23 protein-coding genes and 3 pseudogenes are annotated in these 24,029 nt (G+C 39.5%); 11 read left to right on the top strand and 15 right to left on the bottom strand.

Features of this window, described 5'->3' with window-relative positions; genetic code table 11:
* A partial coding sequence (locus tag GNF10_RS18635; RefSeq protein ID WP_185607198.1) for a YdcF family protein occupies positions 1-788 on the top strand: 788 nt, incomplete at its 5' end.
* Positions 789-908: 120 nt separating this feature from the next.
* Complete coding sequence (locus tag GNF10_RS18640; protein WP_185584878.1) at positions 909-1,130, top strand: hypothetical protein; 222 nt, start codon at positions 909-911, stop codon at positions 1,128-1,130.
* Positions 1,131-1,135: 5 nt separating this feature from the next.
* Here the strand turns inward: GNF10_RS18640 and GNF10_RS18645 are convergent, their stop codons facing one another.
* A complete protein-coding gene (locus GNF10_RS18645; protein ID WP_185584882.1) occupies positions 1,136-1,357 on the bottom strand; it encodes a ferredoxin-thioredoxin reductase variable chain in 222 nt (73 codons plus the stop codon).
* Positions 1,358-1,760: 403 nt separating this feature from the next.
* On the opposite strand from GNF10_RS18645, the gene GNF10_RS18650 reads away from it, so the two are divergent.
* Complete coding sequence (locus GNF10_RS18650) at positions 1,761-1,910, top strand: hypothetical protein (protein WP_185592766.1); 150 nt, start codon at positions 1,761-1,763, stop codon at positions 1,908-1,910.
* 77 nt (positions 1,911-1,987) lie between these two features.
* Here GNF10_RS18650 and GNF10_RS18655 read toward each other — a convergent pair.
* Positions 1,988-2,269 (bottom strand): annotated as a pseudogene (locus GNF10_RS18655) (NADPH-dependent oxidoreductase); the annotation flags it as partial.
* 142 nt (positions 2,270-2,411) lie between these two features.
* Here GNF10_RS18655 and GNF10_RS18660 point away from each other — a divergent pair.
* Positions 2,412-3,005: a DUF3611 family protein gene (locus GNF10_RS18660; RefSeq protein ID WP_185584877.1), complete on the top strand. Its 594-nt coding sequence runs from the start codon at positions 2,412-2,414 to the stop codon at positions 3,003-3,005.
* Positions 3,006-3,633: 628 nt separating this feature from the next.
* On the opposite strand, the gene GNF10_RS18665 is transcribed toward GNF10_RS18660, so the two are convergent.
* The 3 genes from GNF10_RS18665 to era all read right to left on the bottom strand — a co-directional run bounded on the left by GNF10_RS18665 (position 3,634) and on the right by era (position 6,598).
* A complete protein-coding gene (locus tag GNF10_RS18665; RefSeq protein WP_185584876.1) occupies positions 3,634-4,266 on the bottom strand; it encodes a YdeI family protein in 633 nt (210 codons plus the stop codon).
* Positions 4,267-4,727: 461 nt separating this feature from the next.
* Positions 4,728-5,405: a response regulator transcription factor gene (locus tag GNF10_RS18670; protein ID WP_185584875.1), complete on the bottom strand. Its 678-nt coding sequence runs from the start codon at positions 5,403-5,405 to the stop codon at positions 4,728-4,730.
* 218 nt (positions 5,406-5,623) lie between these two features.
* Complete coding sequence (era, locus tag GNF10_RS18675) at positions 5,624-6,598, bottom strand: GTPase Era (protein ID WP_185584874.1); 975 nt, start codon at positions 6,596-6,598, stop codon at positions 5,624-5,626.
* Positions 6,599-7,023: 425 nt separating this feature from the next.
* Between era and GNF10_RS18680 the strand changes: the two genes are divergently transcribed.
* Positions 7,024-8,106 carry an ATP-dependent 6-phosphofructokinase gene (locus GNF10_RS18680; RefSeq protein WP_185584881.1) on the top strand — a complete coding sequence of 361 codons (1,083 nt, stop codon included), beginning with the start codon at positions 7,024-7,026 and terminating at the stop codon, positions 8,104-8,106.
* Positions 8,107-8,177: 71 nt separating this feature from the next.
* Here the strand turns inward: GNF10_RS18680 and GNF10_RS18685 are convergent, their stop codons facing one another.
* From GNF10_RS18685 to GNF10_RS18695, 3 genes are all read right to left on the bottom strand, one after another.
* Positions 8,178-8,609 (bottom strand): PIN domain-containing protein, encoded by a 432-nt coding sequence (locus GNF10_RS18685; RefSeq protein ID WP_185584873.1) that lies wholly within the window; start codon positions 8,607-8,609, stop codon positions 8,178-8,180.
* Positions 8,610-8,611: 2 nt separating this feature from the next.
* Positions 8,612-8,830, bottom strand: coding sequence for a hypothetical protein (locus GNF10_RS18690; protein WP_260446072.1), 219 nt, complete (start codon positions 8,828-8,830; stop codon positions 8,612-8,614).
* Positions 8,831-8,945: 115 nt separating this feature from the next.
* Positions 8,946-10,073, bottom strand: a complete 1,128-nt coding sequence (locus tag GNF10_RS18695; RefSeq protein ID WP_185584879.1) for a succinylglutamate desuccinylase/aspartoacylase family protein — start codon at positions 10,071-10,073, stop codon at positions 8,946-8,948.
* 255 nt (positions 10,074-10,328) lie between these two features.
* On the opposite strand from GNF10_RS18695, the gene GNF10_RS18700 reads away from it, so the two are divergent.
* Both GNF10_RS18700 and GNF10_RS18705 read left to right on the top strand, forming a co-directional pair.
* A complete protein-coding gene (locus tag GNF10_RS18700) occupies positions 10,329-13,925 on the top strand; it encodes a tetratricopeptide repeat protein (RefSeq protein ID WP_185584872.1) in 3,597 nt (1,198 codons plus the stop codon).
* A 319-nt stretch (positions 13,926-14,244) separates the two neighbouring features.
* A pseudogene (locus tag GNF10_RS18705) lies at positions 14,245-14,681 on the top strand (hypothetical protein).
* 44 nt (positions 14,682-14,725) lie between these two features.
* Here GNF10_RS18705 and GNF10_RS18710 read toward each other — a convergent pair.
* From GNF10_RS18710 to GNF10_RS18735, 6 genes are all read right to left on the bottom strand, one after another.
* Positions 14,726-15,364: a histidine phosphatase family protein gene (locus tag GNF10_RS18710; protein ID WP_185584871.1), complete on the bottom strand. Its 639-nt coding sequence runs from the start codon at positions 15,362-15,364 to the stop codon at positions 14,726-14,728.
* Positions 15,365-15,872: 508 nt separating this feature from the next.
* Entirely contained in the window at positions 15,873-16,559 is a 687-nt protein-coding gene (locus GNF10_RS18715; protein ID WP_185584870.1) for a PEP-CTERM sorting domain-containing protein, read from the bottom strand.
* Positions 16,560-17,034: 475 nt separating this feature from the next.
* Positions 17,035-17,556, bottom strand: coding sequence for a hypothetical protein (locus tag GNF10_RS18720; RefSeq protein WP_185581957.1), 522 nt, complete (start codon positions 17,554-17,556; stop codon positions 17,035-17,037).
* 113 nt (positions 17,557-17,669) lie between these two features.
* Complete coding sequence (locus tag GNF10_RS18725; RefSeq protein ID WP_185581956.1) at positions 17,670-18,110, bottom strand: hypothetical protein; 441 nt, start codon at positions 18,108-18,110, stop codon at positions 17,670-17,672.
* Between the two features lie 326 nt (positions 18,111-18,436).
* Positions 18,437-18,619, bottom strand: a complete 183-nt coding sequence (locus GNF10_RS18730) for a CsbD family protein (protein WP_099103871.1) — start codon at positions 18,617-18,619, stop codon at positions 18,437-18,439.
* 350 nt (positions 18,620-18,969) lie between these two features.
* On the bottom strand, positions 18,970-19,428 hold the full coding sequence (locus GNF10_RS18735) for a hypothetical protein (protein WP_185584804.1): 459 nt from the start codon (positions 19,426-19,428) through the stop codon (positions 18,970-18,972).
* A gap of 253 nt (positions 19,429-19,681) precedes the next feature.
* Between GNF10_RS18735 and uvrB the strand changes: the two genes are divergently transcribed.
* The 4 genes and pseudogenes from uvrB (at position 19,682) to GNF10_RS18755 (ending at position 23,349) form a co-directional block, all read left to right on the top strand.
* A complete protein-coding gene (uvrB, locus tag GNF10_RS18740) occupies positions 19,682-21,679 on the top strand; it encodes an excinuclease ABC subunit UvrB (protein WP_185584805.1) in 1,998 nt (665 codons plus the stop codon).
* Between the two features lie 10 nt (positions 21,680-21,689).
* Complete coding sequence (locus GNF10_RS18745; protein ID WP_185584806.1) at positions 21,690-22,250, top strand: Uma2 family endonuclease; 561 nt, start codon at positions 21,690-21,692, stop codon at positions 22,248-22,250.
* Positions 22,251-22,394: 144 nt separating this feature from the next.
* Positions 22,395-22,547, top strand: a pseudogene (locus tag GNF10_RS18750) (Uma2 family endonuclease); the annotation flags it as partial.
* A 205-nt stretch (positions 22,548-22,752) separates the two neighbouring features.
* The gene (locus tag GNF10_RS18755; RefSeq protein ID WP_185584807.1) at positions 22,753-23,349 is read left to right on the top strand and encodes a hypothetical protein; all 597 of its coding nucleotides are present in this window, start codon (positions 22,753-22,755) and stop codon (positions 23,347-23,349) included.
* A gap of 3 nt (positions 23,350-23,352) precedes the next feature.
* Here GNF10_RS18755 and GNF10_RS18760 read toward each other — a convergent pair whose 3' ends face one another.
* Positions 23,353-23,973, bottom strand: coding sequence for a hypothetical protein (locus GNF10_RS18760; protein WP_185584808.1), 621 nt, complete (start codon positions 23,971-23,973; stop codon positions 23,353-23,355).
* Positions 23,974-24,029 lie beyond the last annotated feature (56 nt).

Consider the following 24,029-nt stretch of genomic DNA (forward strand, 5'->3'; position numbering starts at 1 on the left):
TTTTATATCTTTCCAAATTACTACCACTATTTTTTTATCCACTAGGATTAGCCTGTGTAAGTTTGGTGATAGCATTAATCACCTTGTGGAAACGACCGCGCACTGCGGCGATCGCAATTGCTTTTGCCCTAACTTTGTTACTATTTTGTAGTAACGCTTGGATTGCTAAATCATTAGTGCGATCACTAGAATGGCAAAATCTACCACTCGCCCAAATACCAGTTGCAGAAGCGATTGTGGTTTTGGGTGGCGCAACTAAATCAGCTGTTCCCCCAAGACCTACGGTTGATTTGAGTGAATCGGGCGATCGCGTGATTTATGCCGCCCAACTATATCGCCAAAAAAAAGCACCTATAATCATTCTTAGCGGGGGTCGCATTGATTGGCGTGGTAGCGGTTCACCAGAATCGGCAGATATGGCAACAATACTCACATCTATTGGTATTCCATCTGACGCGATTATTCAGGAACCTGAATCTCTCAATACTTATCAAAATGCTGTAAATGTCCGAAAAATTTTAGAATCTCGTGGTATCAAGCAAGTATTATTAGTTACTTCGGCAATGCACATGCCGCGATCGCTTAACATTTTTCAGCGTCAAGGAATTAATGTTATTCCCGCACCCACAGACTTTTTAGTTAGTCAGGGTGAACTGCAAGAACTTGGTGCTACTCCCAAAGCCGCTATACTAAATTTATTACCTGATACCGACAACTTGCACCAATTTACCAGCGCTTTAAAAGAGTACATTGGTTCTTTGGTCTATCGCTTACGCGGTTGGATTTAATAATGTTATGAGTTAGGAATTATGAGTTAGGAATTATAAAATGCGGTAATTGCCTGAATTCCAAAATTTTAACTTCAAACTCTTAATGACAAATGACAAATGACTAACTAAATTAACTTCATGTCTAAAAACTTACCTTATATTATACCATCGCCTCAACCCCAAGTTGAGGAAGCTTTTGCTGCTTACCAAACAACTCACCAGTTCTACCACGAAGTTCGCTCAAGGTCAGAGTTTCAGCGTTATTGTGAATGGTATTATACAACAGCAGAGCAGAACCGCCAAGAGCTAAAAAGAATGCGCGGCGAACTGAATATTTTTCAGTGGTTTCGCCGGCGATAAGTGATTTAGATGATTTCTAACTCATTTTCACGTAAATGGGCTTTAAACTTTTTACTAAACTGGACTACAATCGGCAAATTAGCGCTTACTGGTCTGTCTCGCCATTGGGTGGCAATACCTACTACATCACCTTCTGTACCTTTGATGTCAAAAGCCTGATTCCGATGTTCAGGGTGATGATACACTACTACCGAATCTTTAACGCGGACGCGATCGCCAACTTTCATAACAACATTTACACCTAGCATTTGCTTTTCCACAAGTATCTGCTACAAAATATATGATTAAATCGGTTAAAATTCTATTTAATCAGCTATTTCTTGACGCTTCATAGGGGCGCGACGGCGCATTGAACCCTCTACGTCCAGGCACGTCTTAGCAATCCGTGCATAGTTTTCTAACTTTTTTGCCGCGTTAATAAATATTGCCCTCAACATCTGTTTTGCCCCAAAAACAGGCAAACAAAAGAAAATAAAGCAATACTCAGATGTGCTTAGTACTTTGGCAAGAGATATAACCCTTTTATCTTCAGCGTAACTGAAAGTTTTCGGGGCATTCTAAAACCCTTTATTTGTATAAGGGGTTTTAACATCTGGTCAGGAGAATATTTTACACAATTCCTGGAACAACATGATTAGCGATTCTACCAAGGAGAGGCTAGGCCAACGCCCCAACCAATCCCAAAAATCCCGAAAAATTCCCCTGAAATTAGGGCTAATTATCCAATTTGTCCTACAAATTGTCGGCGCAGCAAGGCTAGTGGGCTATCTGTCCTACTGAAGCGGGTAATGATCTTAGAAATCTCAGAAACACTCCGATCTGAATAAAACTAGTATCGATGGTACTCGTTAATTATTCTAGAGTAACTTGAAGCCAAGGTGATTGAGAACTTCACGCAAGCGATCGCGTCCTCTCAATGACTCAACAGTTGCGATCCTTTGGGCTGAGTGTTCTGACCAATCACCAGGGACATTCATCTTTTGTTCAGTATAGAATTCTTTGATGATCTCGTTGTAGTGAGCGATCGCTTCTTCTTGCTCTGCTAATTTATAAGTTTCGCGGTGCAACACGGCTGATTGTGGCAATCGTGGCTTAATCGCTGCTTCTATTTTAGGATTTGGATAGCCTACACACAGCCCCAGGGTTAGCGCATCTTAAACCCTGTGCCCTTACCCCTGCCTTATTTATTCCCCAGGATGTTGAGATGATTATGTCTAAAGATGGGGGTATGGGGCGAACCGGGGAAATATTCTTGGGAGTAGGCGGATTAAGGGAATTTCTATGCAAACAGAATCAGAAGTGGGTTCGTCGAAGACGTTGGCGCAGCCATCGCTACCAGTAGAAACAAGAGGAATTGGTAATACTATTCGCCTTACAGGTTGGATTTCTTTCTGGCTGCAATTGGCAATTGGAGTGGTTTCTGTCTTAGCTTTGTTGTTTGCCTTGACTGGTCGCGAATTTGTTCAGCAACAGAATGCTGGTCTTGGAATTGGCATATTTTGGGCTGTCTGCGGAATTGTACTATTGTTATTCAGTCTCTATTGGAACTTTCGTTACACTCACATAGGCAAAGCTTTACAAAATTCCAATCCAGCTTTGCATCCCAGTAAGCCAAATACAACTAAAATCCTCCGACTGGGGATAATTGTGGGTTTAGTAGGAATATTATTAACTCTCTTAGGTGCTGGTTCAACCGTGTTCGTGCTAGTGGCAAAATCTATATCCCAACCTCCAGGAGTGGCAATCACCAACCCCTATAACATTATTCGACCGATGGATGTTTTTGTGGTTGTGGCAGACATTACCGGGATTGCCGCTCACTTTGTGGGTACTGTTGCTTCATTATGGTTGCTTGAACGAGTGCATCAACATTAGTACCGCTATGCGTAATTTGTCAGATAAGTCTTTGATACTCGTGAACGAGTCTTTGAAATCTGTTCATTCGCCCCAGTATAGACTAACTTCTCCCATATCTTTAGGTTATTTCTAATTATTCTAATTTTTACCTAAAGATTAGGCTTCAAGGCAGTTTTTTGTAACTTATGATAGTTACTTTAAATCATCCTTGTGGGTCAAAGTATATATACTTAATAACTGAGGTTCAAAGCATGGACTCAACAGGTAAGGTTCAAACTGGGGAATCTTCCTGGTCTCTTCCACTGCCGTTGAAAGAGTATGCAATGAGCCGAGTAACTGTCTACTTTTATAGCGACAGATGGGTTCCAATTAAATATTGTTCTTTGGGAAAGGCAATTTTGCTTCACCAGAAGGCAAACTTAGAAGGCAAGGAAATTTTATTATTTCCTGCTAATCTAGACCCTAATCAACTCTCAAACTCTTTTAACTAAAATGCATTGAAGTTGACCATTTTTGAAAACATGAATTGGATATGGAGGCGTACATATATTTATATGTACGCCTCTACTTTTGATTGGGATTTAAAGATTTACTCAAGTAATTTTTATCTAAAAAGACACGTTGTCAAGCAATCGCTTTAGCTTTGTTATCGTACTAATGGATTTTTGTTCGCGGCTACTGAGTTGATGGTTTGTTCAATTCTCTTCAATCTTGTTTCTGGACGTTTTGCACTGTCAATCCAAAAAAGAATATTCTTTTTGGATGAATTATTAAATTTTTCAAAATAGTCTTTAGCAGTTGTGTTTTCTTCTAATGCCTGCTTTAAATCTGAGGGAATAATTAATGCTTCGCTCGCATCTAAGGTATTCCATGAACCATTTAGTTTTGCAGCTTCAATTTTTTCCAGACCAACTGTAGTCATGAAACCTTGGTCTATAAGTTCTTCAATATATTGTTTATTTAATTTTGACCACACGCTTTTCGGTTTTCGAGGTGTAAAGATTTGCATATAACGTTCTTCATCTATGGATTTGACTTTACTATCAATCCAACCAAAGCATAAGGCTTCTTTTACCGCTTCGCTATATAGAACACTTGGTTTACCGCTTTTTACTTTGTAGTAAATAAGCCATACACCAAAAGAGATAAGATGGTTTTCCTCTAACCATCTCCGCCATTCTTCCCGACTATTGGCGCAGAAAGACGGAAACTCAGCCTTCAGTTTGGATACAACAGTATTATTATCTTTGCTAAGGTTTATTTCTGTATTTTGCTGCATTGGTCGGTTACTGCTTAGTACTACGATTGCTAAGTCCAAATATATACGCAATAAAGGTTGTTTGAGCTACTAGGATTCCAAGCGCTGTACCTCCAAGTGCTACCCTAGCTTGAAAATTTCCAAGCTCATCAAGCTTTCGGTTTTCAATAGCTACTCTAGGTTGTAGATGGAATTGCCATCGTGCTGCTTCTGAGTTGCGGAGAAGACTTAGAGGTAGACTTAGAATATAGCCAAGAATCGTAAATACTAAAGCTGTAAGAATAGTAAGCTTCAAGTTTTGAAATATTAATGAACGCATGGAGAAAAATTAGCTAACTTTAAAGTTTTTACAACTATTTTGATAGTTAGAAATACTGCCTTAAGGTTGACATTTAGTATTTTTAAAGTTGCAGACACAGTAGGGAGCGCTACCCACACTTATCCAGATATTTCAGTAGTAAAGATGTGAATGTATTCTGACATCAAACCAAACCTGAACGCAATGCAACGACTGCTGCTTGTACGCGATCGTCTACTGCTAATTTATTCATAATCCCTCGGACGTGGGTTTTTATGGTGTTGGGACTGAGATAGAGTTTTTCGGCAATCTCTGGGTTACTCAACCCGTCTACCATGAGTTTCAACACTTCTAACTCGCGCCCAGATAAATTGGCGTTGTTGCTGGTGGGTGCAGGAGGTTTGAGATTATCAATTACTCGCCGCGCAATTTGGGGATCGAGATAGGCTGCACCATCAACTGCGGCTGCGATCGCACTTAACAATCGTTCTACACTTGCACCTTTAATACAATACGCATCTGCACCGCTAGATAGCGCGGCAATAATTTCTGTCTCCGTTTGATGAGATGTCAGCATCACTACATGAGTTGCTGGCAGCGCCGCCTTAATTTGCTGTGTCGCTGCAATGCCATCCAATCGCGGCAATCCAATATCCATAACCACTAAATCGGGTTTAAGTTGCAGTGCTGCTTGAACTCCCAAATAACCATCTTCAGCTTGCCCAACAATTTCCAACTGAGGATGAGCCATTAACGATTGCTCTAATCCCAGTTGCATCATCGGATCGTCTTCGACAATTAACACCCGCAACGGCGGAGCATTGGCTGGTAAATTTAAGGGATAGCGAGTATCTAAAGACATTATTTATTAAGAGTCATTAATCATTTGTCCTTTGTCATTAGTCATTAGTCCTTTGTCATTAGCTCTTTTAACCAATACAACTCTTGGAGAGGCAGCGCCCTAAGCATATCTATGCCGCAGGCTTTACGACTACGCGGTAGTTGAATCTCGACTTCGCTCGATTTCCGCGCAGTCGAGACTCAGTACAAGTGATCAATGACTAATGACCAATGACTAATTTATTCTTCGACGCGATAGCCTAACTCTGCTAAACTAATCCGCGACTGTCGCCATTTTGGTTGAACTTTGACAAACAATTCGAGGTAAACTTTGCCAGCGATTAACTTTTGGATTTGTTCGCGGGCTTCACTACCAATTGCTTTGAGCATTGCTCCGCCTTTGCCAATGAGTATGCCTTTTTGAGAATCACGTTCAACGTTGATGGTAGCAAGTACACGAGTAATGCTGGGAGTTTCTTCTACTAGGTCAATAGCGATCGCTACTGAATGGGGTACTTCTTCACGAGTCAATAATAAAATTTGTTCTCGGATTAATTCACCCATAATAAAGCGTTCTGGCTGGTCTGTTACCAAATCTGGCGGGTAGTATAACGGCCCAATTTCTAAATGTTCAATTAATAACTCTTGAAGTTGCGGTAATCCTGCACTCGTCTTGGCAGAAAATTTCACAATTTCCCATTCATGTGACTGGGCCATCTGAGCGTAACTATCATCTATAAACTGAGAATCGTCCGGTTGTTGGTCACTTTTGTTCACGCCCAGAATCACGGGTGTTTTGCTACGACTGAGCAATTCGGCAATATAGCGATCGCCCGATCCACAAGCTACTGCTCCATCTACCACAAATAGGACTACATCTACCGATTCAATGGCAATTTTGGCATTTTGCACCAATACTTCGCCCAATTGATGATGGGGCTTATGAATTCCTGGCGTATCTACAAAAATTAACTGCGCCTCTGGGGTAGTTAAAATGCCCCGCAAGCGGTTACGTGTTGTTTGCGCTATCGGTGATGTAATGGCAATTTTTTGTCCTACTAATTGATTCATCAAAGTAGATTTACCGACATTTGGACGACCAACAATGCCGATAAAACCTGATTTAAAGTCAGGAGGAGCCTGTGGGATTGTGACTTCTCCTGAAAAAGAGAAGTTGTAATTATCAATACTAGTCACCTTTGGCTCCACCCTCATATTTTATAGCTGGGATAACTTGGTTTTTTCTTAGATACAAAACAAGCATAAAAACACCCTAGCATTTTCGGGGATTGCTTTTGCTTAGGTTTAATCTACTACTGGCTCTACACTTAATATTTTACAGCTGAGATAACCTTTGTTGGAGAATTCAGGAGTGGGAATTCAGTAGTCAGAATGTTAAAAAAATCAAACTCTAAATTTACCTTATTGCGTCGGTAATCATACCAAATCCAGATAATTTCTGACTTTTGGCTGCTGAGTTCTAAATTCTTAAACTTATGTTTTGTTTTTAGACACAAAATAAACATAAAATTACTTTGGCATTTACAGGGAAGTTTTTTGCTTAGGTTTAATCTGTTGCTAACTTTGGCTTAAGTTCATCGACTACTCAATATTTTTGAATCAAAATGTCAATAAAAGAGATGGGAGAACGCAAACGCATTGGAATTCTGACCAGTGGAGGTGATTGTTCTGGTTTAAATGCTGTAATTAGGGCTGTAGTTAATTGTGCTGTAGATACTTACGGCTGGGAAGTTTTGGGAATTCGTCAAGCGACTCTAGGATTAATGGCGCGTCCACAACAATTCACAAAACTGGAAGTAGATCAAGTTGACTCGCTATTAACTGCGGGTGGCACAATGTTGGGGACAACCAATAAAGGCGACCCTTTTGCTTTTCCAATGGCGGATGGGAGTTTATGCGATCGCTCCGAAGAAATCATTGCAGGTTATCATGAGCTAGGTTTAGACGCTTTGATTGGTATTGGCGGCGATGGTAGCTTGGCAATTCTCCGCCGCCTTGCCCAACAAGGAGGCATTAATCTAGTAGGTATTCCCAAAACGATTGATAACGATATTGGCGTTACTGAACATGCTATTGGTTTTGATACAGCAGTCAATATTGCTACAGAAGCATTAGATAGGTTGCATTTTACTGCTGCAAGTCATAGCCGAGTCATGATTTTAGAAGTAATGGGGCGTGATGCCGGACACATAGCAATAGCTGCGGGAATTGCTGGGGGAGCAAATGTAATTTTAATTCCTGAAATCCCTTACACAGTTGAGCATATTTGCCACAAAATAAAAGAACGCCAAGAAAAAGGTAAAAACTATTGTTTGATAATTGTCTCTGAAGCGGTTCGTACCCACGATGGGGAAAATGTGACAATTACAAATCGCTTAGGTCAATCTCGATACGGTGGAATTGGCGAATATTTAGCAGATAAAATTATTGAACACATCGGTGTAGAAACACGAGTTACAGTTTTAGGACACATTCAACGCGGTGGAACTGCTTCGCCACTAGATAGATTAGTTGCAACAGCCTTTGGCGTAGCGGCGGTTAATCTCATTGCAGAGGGTAAATACGATCGCATGGTGACATGGCAAAATCGCCAAGTATTAAGTGTACCAATTACAGAAGCGATCGCTCAATATAGCGCTGTTGATCCAAATGGTACTTTAGTTAAAACTGCTCGTGGCATGGGTATTTATTTAGGAGACTGAATTTAGTGCTGAATGCGGAGTTTAGCCTTGGCGAATCCTATGAGAATAACTGTAAACCTAATTCTCTACTTTCATTTAAATGGATTCACAATCTCTAATTGACCAGGTAATACTAACCCATCCTGCATATCTTCAGAATAGAGAATTGTTGCTTCTGCGGACAACGCACAAGCAACAATTAAACCATCCCAAAAAGAAAAATTATACCGTCTGCGGATATCCGATGCAGATTTCAAAATACTCAGGTTGAAATCTACTACAGTGCAGCGACGATAAAGCGACTGAATCACAGCTTTAATTTGCTCTTCGTTAAAGGCTGCTTTTTTCAGTAAGTTAGCAGAAACCTCATTCACAACTTGCGTACTGATAACTATTCCTTGATTTGACGTAATTGAAATAGCAATATTGCGCTTTTTTTCTCTTTCTCCCACTTCTATCTTTTTATCGTCAAACAAACGATAGAGCCAAACATTTGTATCAATAAAAAATGCATCATTTCTCATAGCTAGCGATTGTAAATTTGTTCACGGCTGAGTACACCATTTACTTGAATTGGATTTTCAGTCAATTCATCAATTATGTCTTGTTTCTGAGATGATTTTTTATTTAACAAAACAATTACTTTAATATCATCTCCTTCACCGAGTTCTTGTTTGTACTCATCGGGAATCTGAATTAAACCATTTTGGATTTTTGCTTGAAACTCTACCGCATTTAGCATCATTATTCTCTCTTTTATACAGATATAACTCAATTTTAGCCCTATTAGTCTTATAACATTCACACGCCAGTTGCTTCTCTTTTTGGGAGAAGGGGAAGAGACGCTTGCAAAAAAACTCCTAACTAATAACTCCTAAGACAAATTCACCTTCATTCACAGCTTGGTTGGTTGCGACATCATAAACTAATCCATCATGTTGAGCGCAGACATCAATTACAGTAGGTAGTTGACCTTCTTTATTAAAACTGAGAATTTGATACAGCTTGTCTCCAGCTTTGACTGTGCTACCTAATTCAATCCTGGATTGAATCATACCACCTGCGATCGCATAATATTTTTTCCGGTTGCTGCTAGATGCAAAAGTCATCTCATGGGTTTTTGTGTCATCCGATAAATTAGGAATTTGCAATACACCTTTTTGCACTAAATAGTTTCTTACACCCCGTACACCTTTAGCGACTGAATCAGCGTTCATTTGCATTCCTGAGCCTAATTCTAGCGTCCAAGCTTCCACATCAAACTTGATTTCTCTACCCAAATCTTTAAAACAAGCTTCCAGTGCTAACCAAGGTTTGATAAAAGCTTCATCAAAAGCATCACCATCATATTTGTCAAGCAATATTCCGAAATCAAGCAGGAAGTATTTTGCACTATCTTCTCGATTTCGGAAGTAATAAACGTAGTCTAAAGCTTGATTTGTAGAACTATGCAAATCAATTAAGTAATCTGCATCTAAACTCAGATTTTGTAGCTTGTAGGCAAAAATCTCAGTGTAAGGAACACCACCAGAAGAATTAATTTTTTCTAAAGTTTTTGCGAATTGTCGCTTAATTATAGTTAGATATTTTTGTCTGACGACCTCTAGATCGATATGAAGTTGAGATTTAGTAAAAGCTACTAAATCATCAGCTTCTTTTTCGTAGTCCCAAAATATGCGATTCCAGTCTTTGGCTTCGTAAACGCAATATCGTCCAGGGGAAAAATGATGAGCGCGTTCATTCGTCCCCATTGGATTACAAACGGGAACTAGCCAAATTTCTCCAGTTAAGTTTGTATCATTTATTGTTAATAAAAACTCAATTAGCTGGTGAATAACGGCATTACCAGTAATTTCTGCACCGTGCAGATTAGATTGAATGTATACCTTTTTACCAGGTTGAGCACCGATAAATTTGTATAGTTGTAAGTAAAGGCGATCGCCCGAAGCCATTTGACGTAATACAATGCTTTCAATAACTGGCAGCATGAAACAACTCGGTGATGATTTGAGTAAATTATCGCTGTATCTGTACTGAATTAAAAGCTTAGTAGAAAATTTCATTAATTCGTAGCAAATTCTCTGCGCCTCTTTGCGTTTACCTTTGCGAACCTTTGCGTTTAAATTTAAACCCTCAATTCGCCACGATTTGACGCAAATTTGCTGATTTAATTTGCGTAATCAGCTAACCTCTGCGTGAATGACTAAGATAAGGTAGCATCTAAACTAGTATTGGCAGTAGCTATGGCGCAGAATTGGTTGCGGATTACGCATCAAGATGACAAAATCCAACTTTCTTGGCAACGCGGATATGAAAGTCCTCGTTTTGCGTCAGAAGTCGCCTTCCAGCAACCCTTCGATGAAAAAAATGCGGCTGAGTTGCGCTGGTATTTAGAAGATTATCTAAAGTTTCCTTACGGCATTTTTCCAGATAACGCTGTAAAAATTGAACAAAAATTACAGCATTGGGGACAACAGCTATTTGAGCTAGTATTTCGCAGTACAGAGAAAGGAAGAGAGTTTTTTCAGGAAGCCACACGAGAAGGGCTAGATAAGTGTGAACTGGGCATCATTTCTGATAACGCCAATGTGCTGAACTTACCTTGGGAATTGCTATATTCCCCCGATTATCAATTTCTTGCACCTTCACTGGCGGGGATGTATCGCAGTCTCAGCAGTCAGGGCGTAAAAGCACCATTGCCACCAATGCCCGATGACCAACTAAATATTTTACTAGTTATTGCGCGTCCTTACGATCAGCAAGACGTTGGGTTTAAAACCATTGCCCGTCCACTGCTGGCGGCGCTGCAACCGATACGTCAGCGAGTCAATCTTAAGGTATTGCGTCCCCCTAGTTTGAAAGCATTTGAAGCAGAACTGCAAGCGAATAAGGGTTTTTATCATATCGTCCATTTTGATGGACATGGGAATTTTGACAGCGAGACACAGGGAGTTTTAGTCTTTGAGGATGAACAGGGAAATGAGCAAGTTGTAAGTGCAAGAGAAATTGCCCAATATTTAACAGATTGCCGTGTGCCAATTTTTGTGCTGAATGCTTGCAACTCTGGACAAGTAGGGGAAGAAGCTTTTTCTTCAGTGGCGGGACAGTTGGTGAAATTGGGGGCTAAGGGTGTGGTAGCGATGGCGTATTCAGTTTACGCCAAAGGTGCAGAACACTTTATTGGGCGGTTGTATGGGGAATTAGTCAGGGGAGAGTGTATCGCCACAGCTGTTGCAGCAGGGCGTAAATCCATGTCTATTGACAAAATGCGCCCCAGTCCCAAAGAAAATTTACCTTTACAAGATTGGCTTGTGCCGGTGTTGTATCAGCAAGAACCCTATACGCCTTTTGTTCCTAAAAAGACAGCACCCAGTTTTGCTGATTTGATGGCGCAAGCAGACAACACGCCAGAAAGTAGCAAAGCTGTAGGTTTACCTGATGAAAATGCTTATGGTTTTATTGGGCGAGATTATGAGATTTTGCGTTTAGAGAGAGCATTTCGGCAAAATCATCTGGTTTTAGTGCAGGGAATGGGCGGCGTTGGTAAAACTGAGTTAGCCGCAGGTTTCGCCCGGTGGTTAAATGACACTCAAGGACGTACAGGCGGTATGTTCTTTACCTCTTTTGAACAGGGTGCGGGGTTGAGTCAGGTAATTAACCAAATTGGTAGGGCGTTAGGAGGTGAGAGATTTTCCCAAATGATGCCAGAAAAGCAAGAGGATGTGGTGCGGCAATATCTGCAAACTAATCCTTGCTTGTTGATTTGGGATAACTTTGAACCTGTCAACGGTTTCCCTACGGGGAATGAACCATTATTGAATGGGGAAGAGAGAAACAAGCTGAAGCGATTTCTTAAAGAATTGCGGGGTGGTAAATCTTGGGTATTAATTACCAGTCGCCGCGAAGAAGTTTGGCTGGATTGTGGGTATAGTTTAATCAACTTGCAGGGGTTGTCTCAAGCGGATGCCCAAGAGTTAGCCGCGAAGATTCTGCAAACGGTGGGAGTTGAGAGAAAGAACCTGTCAGAAGAGTATTTGGAATTGTTGAAATTGTTGGGGGGACATCCATTGTCTTTGCGGGTGGTGTTACCGCATTTAAAAATGCAGACACCTGTGCAGTTAATTGAGGCGCTGCGGCGGGGGTTGGATACTTTTAGGGGTGCAGAGGAGGATGGAAGAGATAAATCTCTCACGGTATCGTTGGATTATTCTTTTGCTAAGTTGTCGAAACGTACACGTCAACATTTACCGTTTTTGGCTTTGTTTTCGGATAGGGTTTATGTTGGTACGCTCTCTCACTTTTCAAAAGATTTAAACTTTGATAATTTGCTGATTTTTAGACAAAAATATAAAGATATCTTTGGAGAAAATCTAGAAATAAAAGACTGGTTAAAGATTCTAAATGAGGCAGTAAAAGCCGGAATTTTAGAAAATACCGGGGATGGCATTTACAAAATTCATCCTGCTTTACCTTGGTATTTACGGCAACACTTATCCCAACACCACAATATCCAGAAGGTTAGCGAACTTGAAAGAAAGTTGATGCTCTTTTACTTAATATTAGCCGTTGCCCATGATATACAAGACCGAGGAAATGCTGATACAGCAACTACAGTTCTATTACTTGAAGAGCCAAACCTACTGCAATATTTACGGTTTGCACTAAACCAAAAAGCTTGGAGTGCAGCAGCAGGAATTTTAAGAGCTTTAGGTCAAGTTTATGATATTCTTGGTTTCACCGCAGAGTATCGCTCTTTGCGACGAAAGGCACTTGCTCAAATTGGTACAAACTTAGCAGAAGTAAAGGCAAATGATGAAAGCGCTTTTGGATTCTGGACATATTTAAAAAGTGCTGATGCTCTAGAAGCCCTTCGACAAGGTGAAATAGATAACGCTAGACTGATTCATCAAGAAATTCTAGATATATATACAGCATTAGATGATTCATCTCTCATTGGCGAAATTGCAATTGCCTATGTAAATTTAGGTACTATATCACGAGAAACCAATGATTTTAATGCAGCTTATAACTATTATAAAAGTGGGCTAAAAATTTATAAAGATACTGGTGATTTTTATCATGCAGCGGCGGTTTATTATGAATTAGGAGTAACTGCCCGACAACAAGGAAGATTTAAAACTGCAACTCACTACTACCAAAAGGCTTTTAAAATTTATGAAGATGCTGGTGATTTGCACAGACTTATAGGTGTTTATCAAGAAATGGGTGTAGTAGCACGATATAAAGGAGATTATACCCAAGCAATTTTAAATTATACAAAAGCTTTACATATTTGTGAACAATTGGGATATGATTATTTTGCTGCTGGTATTTATCATGAGTTAGGTGAGGTAGCAAAGCTTCAAGGAAATCTAGATTTTGCAAAACAACTTTACTATCAAGCTCTTCAAATTTATGAAGATAAAGAGGATTGGTATAATGCTTCAGACGAGTACCAAGGTTTGGGTGAAATTGCAAAATTAAAAAAGAATTTTGACGAGGCAATAGCCTACTTCCAAAAAGCTCTCGACATTAGAATAGAACTGAAAATCTCGAATAAAATATCGGCAACACTCATAGAATATGGTAAAACTTTGGAGGAGCAGAATAATTACGCTGATGCCTTACAATTTTATATTCAAGTCTTAGGTAATGATATTAAGCATCGGCACAATGAAGAATGGATTTATGAAGATATCCAATGTTTAGCGCGTATACTCCACCAATTAAAAGAAAGCCAGTTTCAACACATTTGGCGCGAGGCGACAGGTGAAGAGTGCGCTGGAGATGTGCGCGAGGCAATTTGGACAGTGCGAGATAGGCTAGAAACAGAGTCGTAGGGTGCAGTGCAAGATTTATTTCCAACGTCAAATCATTCATAAGTTTTATTTAAGCATTGCTTGCGATCGCACACAGCGCACTACCCTAAAGAGCGATCGCATAAGCTTTTGTCAAAAAGTTGTAATGTTAAGGCTTAATGTCGTAACCTTAAGCCTTAATCTTATAATGCTGGTGATTAATGTTGTAACGTTAAGCCTTAAGGTTATAGCGTTAAGCCTTAAGGTTATAGCATTAAGCCTTAATGTTGTAACGTTAAGGCTTAATGTTGTAATGTTCGTGACGACAAGACATTCACTTATAACTGCGATCGTTTAATATATGAATGCCCAATTAACCCCTGTCGAAATCCAAGAATTTCAGCAACTTCTGCCAAACGACACGCCAGCACAACATGCACTTACTACCCTGCAACAACACAACGGCAATCTAGAAGCGAGTTTTGATGCACTCTGGCAAGAGAAAGTCGCACAACAGATTATAGTAAGGGCAAAAAATCTCTTTTACAGCTGACCCTCGACGAAATCCGCGCGGAAATCTGTGGTGATGATGGTTTGCGGGGCACAATTAAAGAATACACCAAGAATCCTGGTAGTTCTTCTCTGCTCAATAGTATCATTGGCTCACTGGTTGCCGTTGCAGCAGTACATGGCATACCGATTGATGGTGCGATCGCTACAATTGTCGTATTATATATTTTAAAAATTGGAATAAACGTTTACTGCAAATACACTGAGCCAGATAGCCAGCCAGAGTAAGGGTAAAAATAATATTGTACAGACGCGATTAATCGCGTCTCCCCTCATGTCCCTGGTAAATTTAGCAACTGCTCATCCAAATGACTACGGTCTGCCAAAACCTTTACCAGAGGCCCATGTGAGCTAAATTCTACAATACTGACCGAAGCAACAGGGCATCCCAAACGAAAACGGAAGCGTCCCACATCAATTCCCAGGAAACTACACAGAAGAATTCTGATGGTTGCCTTGTGTGAAACAACTAAAACATTACCACTACTGTAATTTTGTTTAATTTCTTCAATTACCTGCAAGGCGCGAGAAGCAATTGTAACTGCCATTTCTCCACCAGTTGGAGCATTCCAAGCGGGATCTGCTGACCAGCAAATATAATCATCGTGATATTCACGGCTAATTATTTCTGGCGTTTTTCCCTCCCACTTACCATAGTTTATTTCCTTTAAACCATCTCTGAGTTGTGGTTCTATATTTACTGCTTCACATAAGGGTTTTGCTGTCAATACAGCTCGTTGCATTGGGCTACAAAATATTGCTGTCCAATTCATAGAACTATATGCGTCAGCAAAAGCCTTTGCCATCTCCAAACCTTCTGGGGTAAGCTCTGAATTTATTGAACCGCAAAAGGAATTATTGCGACTGCATTCTGTCTGTCCGTGACGGAGAAAATAAAGAGTTAGGCTCACGATATATTCTCATCGATTGTGAATTTAAGAGCGCTAACAATCAGATGTAGCTGAAGATAGTTAATGCCTGTGGTATATTACTACAATTTTTCGAGATTTGAAATAGTTTTCAGGACAGAGTTGTAGCAGCTACGCCCGTTTTAGAGATTGCTAAATCCATTAAACTAAACATAATGATAAAAATGGAGTTAAAATTTCATAACTCCACAATTAATACACTCTTTTTCTCTATTGGTTGAGTTTGTTATACCAATTTAATGTGAAGTTGCACATATCTTTATCCCCCTAAATCCCTCTTAAAAAAGGGGACTTTGATGGATGTTTTTCCGGTTCTCCCCTTATTAAGGGGAGCCAGAGCGGTCTTCTCCCAAAGGGAGATAGCGCCTTTCCTTCGGAACGCTACGCGAACGCGGAGCGTCTCGTAGAGAAGGGGGTTTCCCCCATGAGCCACTGGCGTGGGCTAGGGGGGATCGAATTCTATGCAGCTTCATAAAAAATTGGTATTAGCCTAAACTTTACTAGTGACTTTTTGTTGCCACTTTTGTTTTCGGCTCAAAGCTATACCAAAACTAGTGACTGTCAATAAACCCAAGATAGTTGTAGGTTCGGGAACGGTCTTAGAATTATAGGTGAAGTTATCTAAAACAATTTGTGTGCCACTACCTCCATATCCTACATCAATGCCACCAGAAGAGGTAAATTTTAAACTGTCAATGTCAAGAAAGTCAAAGTTAAACTGGGTAGGGGATGTAGTATCTACAGTTACTGTCGTTGCATACTTAGTTATTCCATCTGAGAAGCCCTCTACTAGAATATTTAAGCCATTACTCCAAGCGGCTGTGAGATAAGCACTGTTAAAGTCAAACTGACCACCGTCAATACTTACACTGCTTACCGTGGCAGGATCACCAAATGAATTGTAAGCAACATTTGGTGATGAAACTGTTCCAAATTGATAACCAGATGGGTTAACTTGGTAGGTTGGAGTAGTCAGATAATAAAAGTTATCCCAATTCAATCCGCCATAGCCGTTTGGAATTTGATTACCGTCAAATTCACTAGTCGCATCAAGATCGTCAAACGTTAAAACAAGCCCTTGTGCCTCTCCTATACCCAGTGTTCCTGCTGCAACAGCACTAAATACTGCTATGCTACAAACCTTCAGTAACTCTTTTCTGACAGCTAATATGGTCATTAAACTAATTCCTTTGAAAAGGTAAATGGTTAATGTTTGCTAGAACTCAATCAAAGAAGACACAATTGACAAATAATTGCTCACTCTGTGGCAATTAAAAACAGCTATCAATATAACTTCAGTATTGAATATCGCTTGCGTATTCGATATGCTAGGAATAATTACTGCTTTCCGCAAATTCCACAGTGAATATAACTGAACAAAAAAACATTTTCAACAAATCATTACCTAGATTTATGAAAACTTTAAGATATATTTTTTGGTAAAAATCTTTTAAAATGCGATTAAAAGCAAGAAATAATCTAGTTGTTATTCAACTAAATCAAAAAAAATATATAAGATTTATGTGAATTTTATTTAGCTAAAAATAATTTTTTGTGTTATTAAATACATATTTTTTTGTTGAGAAGAAGCAAAAAATAAAGGTGAGCATAGCTCACCTGACTTTGTTACTTATACACTCAAAATTCAGAAGTTACTTACGACCACCCAACCACTTAGCTGCTGCAATGCCAAGAATACCTGCCACTACAGGATTACTGAGAAACTTGATAATCCCTGGCTGCTCTGCTAACACTTCGCGGAAAATATCAGGGTGGTTATGATATGCGAAAGACGCAAGTTTACTAACATCATCAGCAGTCATGCGGCTAGCGTGGTGTGTAGAAAGCCCCAACTGTTGCTCTAGATGCTTCTCGTCAAGCTTTCTTTCCTTCAAGTGTTTGAAAAAGGCTCTTGCTACATCATCCCGTTCATTGGGTTTAATTTGTGCGATCGCATTCTGTAATTCTGGCTCCATTTGGCTGCTTGGAATCCGATCTGGATGTAAAGACTTACCAAATAAATGCCGACGTTGATCTGGTGTTGTCCGTTGAGCAAAATCATCAAAATTTTGATATTCCGCCGTTGCTCCTGCTGTAGTATCATCCAGAGATTCAACATCACCTTTAGCCAAATCTTTCATTATTTGACGTTTGTAATCTTCGCTGGTTGCCACTTTACTTATCTCCTTCTTTTTATCAAACTCTTTGGATAGCTGGTATTTCCAAGCCATAATTCCAAATTCCACTTCCTCAAACTTTTTTCAAGTTTTTGCTGCAAATACAGCAATTATGTATACTTAACTTGATTAGTTTGAGTGTCATATTCAGTAGTCAAAATTAATTGCTTATCAGGTGCGTAAATCAAAACTTTTAAGTCTTGTTTGGGGAAGTTTTTATGAAAACCTTGAACTAAGGATTTTGCTAATGGTCGCACTTCGTTCGGGCGAACTTTAGGGGAAATCACAACACCTAGTTTATTGTTATCACGAACAAAAGCGTCCTGAAGTAATCCTTGAGATGTTTGCACAACCCAAGTCCCAAAGGTTTGCCCGCCTGGGGTATTTCCTCGCTCTAACTCTGCATAAGTTACTTCTCGGCCAATTGCTGACGGAGTTGTTGTGCGGTCAACTTGTGATACAGTAGCACCACCACAGGCGGTAGTTATCAACAGTACTCCGATTAAAAAGAAAGTCGCCAATATTTTGCGACTTTGCTGAAACAGAATCATCTTTTTACCTCAATAAAAAACTTGAAACAACAGATAGAATAAGTTGTATATTTAAACTAATTGATTAATATTTAATTAAATTGATAAACTTTTAACTTATAGAGGTTATTCCTCTAAGTTTATAAATTTCCTTTGTAATGTAGAGACGTGATTAATTACGTCTCTACAAGATTTCTGTAAGTCAAGCTAGTCCTTTATCTTTCAATGCTTGCTAAGAAGAAAATAAAGGGTTATAGCGTTGAATACTCAACAATCCATCCTATTCTGCAAAAATGGAATTCACCCCATTTATATCCCTAGAGTTTTTGCAAAATTATTATGAATTGTTAGTCAATATTTTTCTTGACATTATCTTTTACGTCTTCAATTCCATGCCGTACTTCGCTTTCAGCTTGCTTTGCTTTACCTTTAGCTTTATCTTCTGGATCGCCAGTAACATTTCCTAATGCTTCTTGGGCTTTACCTTCAACATTTTTAGCAGCTGCTTTTGCGCGATCTTCTATGCTCATTTTGAACTCCTGATTTAATCAAAAACTTATTTCAAGGCTGTAATATTAGCTTTGAAATACTTTGTTATTACCTTTACACACTAACTTAAAGTTTTTGCTAAAGCCTTCTACCACAAGGCATATTAAACAATTAAAAATTAATAATTAAAAATTAAAAATGCAGGAAACTAATTGTAGTAAGGATTCTGGGTGTTATTTGAATACGAAATAAAGTAAGAAAAGCTTAGTTCTCTATGCTAAAAGACATAGAGAAATTGCAAATATTGTAATATCTACTTTTGAATTTTTAGCTAAAAAAACCCAGTTCTGTACAAGAACTGGGTTAATAATCTTATGGGAATATTTGTTGTCTAATCTAGAAAACCCATCAGGCTTTCAGAATTATCAATCTCATTTGATGCTATTGGACGGTTCCCAAATGTAGAATAGCTTTCAGAAATTATTAATGCACTGGAGGCAATTGGACGAACACCAGAGAGGTTGATGCTTTCAACAACTTGGAATGTATTAGCACCAATTGGACGAATACCCATTGAGTTATAGGTTTCAACTACTTCCAAGGTACTGATGCTAACGGGGCGCACCCCAGCAATTGAGAGTTTTTCAGCAACTTCTAAGTCACTAGGGCCTATGGGACGAATTCCAGAAATAGCAAGTGTTCCAGAAGCCCCCACTGGCAGTTCTCCCTCGACTTTCTCTGCATTCAAGCTCTGGTCTTGTTGGTTTTCAACTTCCTCTGTAGTTTCCCCTGAAGACTTGGCATTGTTTTGCCGAGAATTAATTGCTTTGCCAGCGCTGCTAATAGCCATAAACGAAGACCTCTGGTTTGTTAATTGAATTTTACAATAATTAAGGAAAGATGAAATTTTTTCCCATATACTTTAAAGTTTAACCTTAAAAAACCTCACATAGATATAAGAATCTTTAAAACTGATACATAAGTAAATTTTAATTAATAAGTTTTGTAATAAATTATTACCATTTATTTAGTCTAATAAGCCAGCTACAATAGATACAGGGCGAAATCGTCACCATGAGATAGGGTATTTTCAGCAAAACTGTATGACAGAATTTTGTCTTCAAGCTCCCTTTAGTCCCACAGGCGATCAACCACAAGCGATCGCACAACTTACTGCTAGTATCCAATCAGGCAACCGTTACCAAACTTTACTAGGAGCCACTGGAACTGGCAAGACATTTTCGGTAGCAGCAGTTATTGAGAAAATTGGTAAGCCTACCTTAGTTCTGGCGCATAACAAAACCCTGGCTGCACAGCTTTGTAACGAGTTACGAGATTTCTTCCCCAACAACGCAGTCGAGTATTTTGTCAGTTACTACGATTATTATCAGCCAGAAGCGTATATTCCCGTTACCGACACTTATATTGAAAAAACGGCGGCGATTAATGATGAAATTGATATGTTACGGCATTCAGCGACGCGATCGCTGTTTGAACGTCGTGATGTCATTGTCGTTGCTTCCATCAGTTGCATCTACGGTTTAGGAATGCCAGCAGAATATCTGAAAGCTGCCATCCCCCTCCAGATAGGTATGGAAGTCAATCAACGCCAAATTTTACGGGATTTGGCAAATGTTCAATATAGCCGCAACGACATAGAAATGGGCCGGGGAAAATTTCGTGTCCGTGGTGATGTCTTAGAAATTGGCCCAGCTTATGAAGACCGAATTATTCGTGTTGAATTCTTCGGTGATGAAATTGACGCGATTCGCTATATTGACCCGGTGACAGGTGAAATTCTCAAGAGCTTGGAAGCGGTGAATATCTACCCGGCACGCCACTTTGTCACCCCAGAAGAACGGTTAGAAGTAGCTTGTCATGACATTGCAGCAGAATTAAAACAGCAAAAACTAGACTTAGAACAAGCTGGAAAACTATTAGAAGCGCAACGCATAGATCAACGTACACGCTATGACCTAGAAATGCTAAGCGAAGTAGGTTACTGCAATGGCGTTGAAAACTATTCTCGTCATTTAGCAGGAAGGCAAGCTGGAGATCCACCAGAATGTTTAATTGATTATTTTCCTAAAGATTGGCTATTAATTATTGATGAATCTCACGTTACCGTACCCCAAATTCGGGGTATGTATAACGGCGACCAAGCGAGAAAAAAAGTTTTAATTGAGCATGGATTTCGGCTTCCTAGTGCTGCTGATAACCGTCCTTTGAAAGCTGAAGAATTTTGGCAAAAGGTTAATCAGTGTATTTTTGTTTCCGCAACTCCCGGAACATGGGAAATAGAAGTTTCTGAAGATCATGTAGTTGAGCAAGTGATTAGACCAACTGGGGTGGTTGATCCAGAAATTTCTGTGCGTCCTACAGAAGGACAAATTGATGATTTGTTAGGCGAAATTAAAGATAGAGCCGATCGCCATGAACGAGTGTTAATTACCACATTAACCAAGCGGATGGCGGAAGATTTAACCGAATATTTGCAAGACCGCAGTATAAGGGTACGGTATTTACATTCCGAGATTACTTCTATTGAGCGCATTGAGATTTTGCAGAACTTGCGTGAGGGGAAATTTGATGTATTAGTTGGGGTGAATTTGCTGCGGGAAGGTTTGGATTTACCAGAAGTTTCCTTAGTAGCAATTATGGATGCAGATAAAGAAGGTTTTCTTCGAACCGAGCGTTCCTTAATTCAAACTATTGGTAGAGCCGCGCGTCACGTCCAGGGACAAGCGATTTTGTATGCCGATAATATGACAGGTAGCATGATTAAAGCTATTGATGAAACAGATAGACGGCGTGGGATTCAAACAGCGCATAATCGACTGCATGGGATTACACCGCAACCAATTGTCAAAAAATCAAGTAATGCGATTTTGGCTTTTTTAGATGTATCTCGGCGGTTAAATGCAACTGACTTGAAAGTTGTAGATGAACATATAGATGAACTGCCATTAGAACAGATTCCAGGGTTGATTACTCTGTTAGAAACACAGATGAAAGAAGCGGCGAAGAAACTGGAATTTGAAGAGGCGGGGAAATTGCGCGATCGCATTAAACATCTGCGGGATAAAATGCTAGGACATTAACGTGAATTTTATGCTGACCAATATTCGCCTAATTAGTGTTCAAGAATATCACCAAATGGCGGAAATGGGTATTTTTCATCCTGAAGAACGCTTAGAATTAATCGCGGGACAAATCATCAGAATGTCAGCAAAAGGTACTGCTCACGAATCAGCAATTACCCGCACAGAAAGGTTATTACGTCAACGTTTGGGTGACAAAGTTTTATTAAGAATTCAGTCACCAGTACAACTTGATGATTATTCGGAACCAGAACCAGATATTTCAGTGGTGAAGCAGAATCCATTAGATTATGAGGATCACCATCCCAATGCTTCCGAAGTGTTTTTACTGATTGAAATAGCTGATTCCAGTCTCAAATACGATCGAGAAGTAAAAGCGAACGTATACTCTAAGTCAGGTATTATTGAGTACTGGATTTTAGATGTGAATGGACGCAAGTTGTATATGTATCGTCTCCCCAGTCCAGACGGATATCACAGTGAGAGCATACTTGCAGAAGATGTGACAATTTCACCTTTAGCTTTCCCTGATTGTGTGATCGCTATTCGGGAATTATTGCGAAAAATCTAAATAATTCGTAATTTCTAAAAACGTTCGTGGACTCACTAACGTTTTTCTAGTCATACTAAAAGAGAACGCCATTTTTTCGCTATCCTAAATCAAGTGAATCATTAAAGGATCGTGCCAACGGTTGCTGTATCCGACAACATTTTGATGAGTGCAGAAGAATACCTGGTTTGGGAACCTACCCAAGAAGAACGCTACGAGTATTGGGATGGCGAAATTGTGATGATGAGTGGTGCTACACGCAACCATAATCGGATTTCTCTGAATTTTTCAAAGCTCTTAGATGATGCGCTAGCCGATGTCTATGACGGGCTACGCCTACGCTGATTTATATCGACAAGTGCAGTTTGAAACTGAAGCAACCGAAAATTGACATTATAGATAGTCAATCTTTGAATTTCACGCTATCTCCACAGATGCTTCGCATACAATGGTGAAAATTCTGAAGAAGTTGTAAATAGTCACACTTCCTGAAAGGCTAATTTTGGATTAAATCAGTTGTATTATGCAAAGTATTCCATATCAATACCGACTGCTGATTTTGTTTTTGCTGATGGGTTTGGTTGTAGCGGTAGACTACTGGCGTAATCCAACAAAACCGACAAAACTTCGAGAATACTCATTTTTAATCGTATCCGGTTTAATCGGCGCAGGGTTTGGTATCGTTAACGATCAGATTACCTGTACTCTCTCACCTGCTTACTTTTATTACTTCAAAAATGTTCCTTATGGTTCTAGTTTTCGCTGGGAAGTCAGTGAGGTTGGATTTCAGGCGGGGTTTTTTGCGGGTTTTTTAAGTTACGGCATATTTCTCTTGGTTAATCAGAGACGAAAGTTACCTTTGTCTTATCGTCAATTACTTAAAATGGCGCGGTATCCCATTATTTGGGCAATTCTAGTTGCTCAGATCACAGGATTCATATTTTATTATTTTCAATTTCCCTTCTTTGCCAATCAGATTACGCCAGTCGTTCAGCCACCAGAAGTTTCCAGATTTATGTTAGTTTGGGGAATCCATATTGGACTTTACATCGGTGCAATGTTAGGAATTTTGCATGGTATAGCAAACATTCGTCGAAGAGGGCCATATCTGTCACTCTAAGCACTATATCCACTCTCGTAATTTCTTATGTACCTGGGCTAAATACCACATATAATCATCAATTTTGTAATTATCAGCAGCTTTAACTATATTTTCATGAGCCAAATCAATATTATTCTCGACTTCGTAATATAATCCCAAGTAAAGATGACTGTAAAAATTTCCCTTTATCCCTTCTGATTGACCAACAGTTAAAACATCATCTGGTGTACAATTACCCGCATACAAATCATATACGCGCTGTATAATACGTCGAGGGTCATTTTTCACAGTTAGTAAAGATTTACGTGCCTCTTCAACACCTAACGAACGAGCTATGCAGAGATATCGCCATACTGTTTCTTCTACATCTTGAGCATTCACAGTTAAATCTATTTCAAACTGTTCAGCGCCCTCAGCAAATCTTTCTGCATAATAATACGATAATCCCCGTTGCCAGAGGTAGGGTTTAATACTAGTATCCAATTGCTCTGCTATGTCAAAATCTTGAATAGATTCATCAATTTTTGCCAGTTGGAAGTTAATCATACCCCGGCGAACGTAAGCATTAGGATTTTTCGGCTGATTGCGAATGGTTTCGTTCCAGCGCTGGAGTTGATTTTCCAGAGAATTTGAAAAAAACATGAGTTTGATCAGCTACTGAATTGGAATCAGATGTTGTGAATGGTTTAAAGATTGCG

The sequence above is a fragment of the Nostoc sp. UCD121 genome (assembly GCF_014222285.1).
GTDB lineage: Bacteria > Cyanobacteriota > Cyanobacteriia > Cyanobacteriales > Nostocaceae > Nostoc.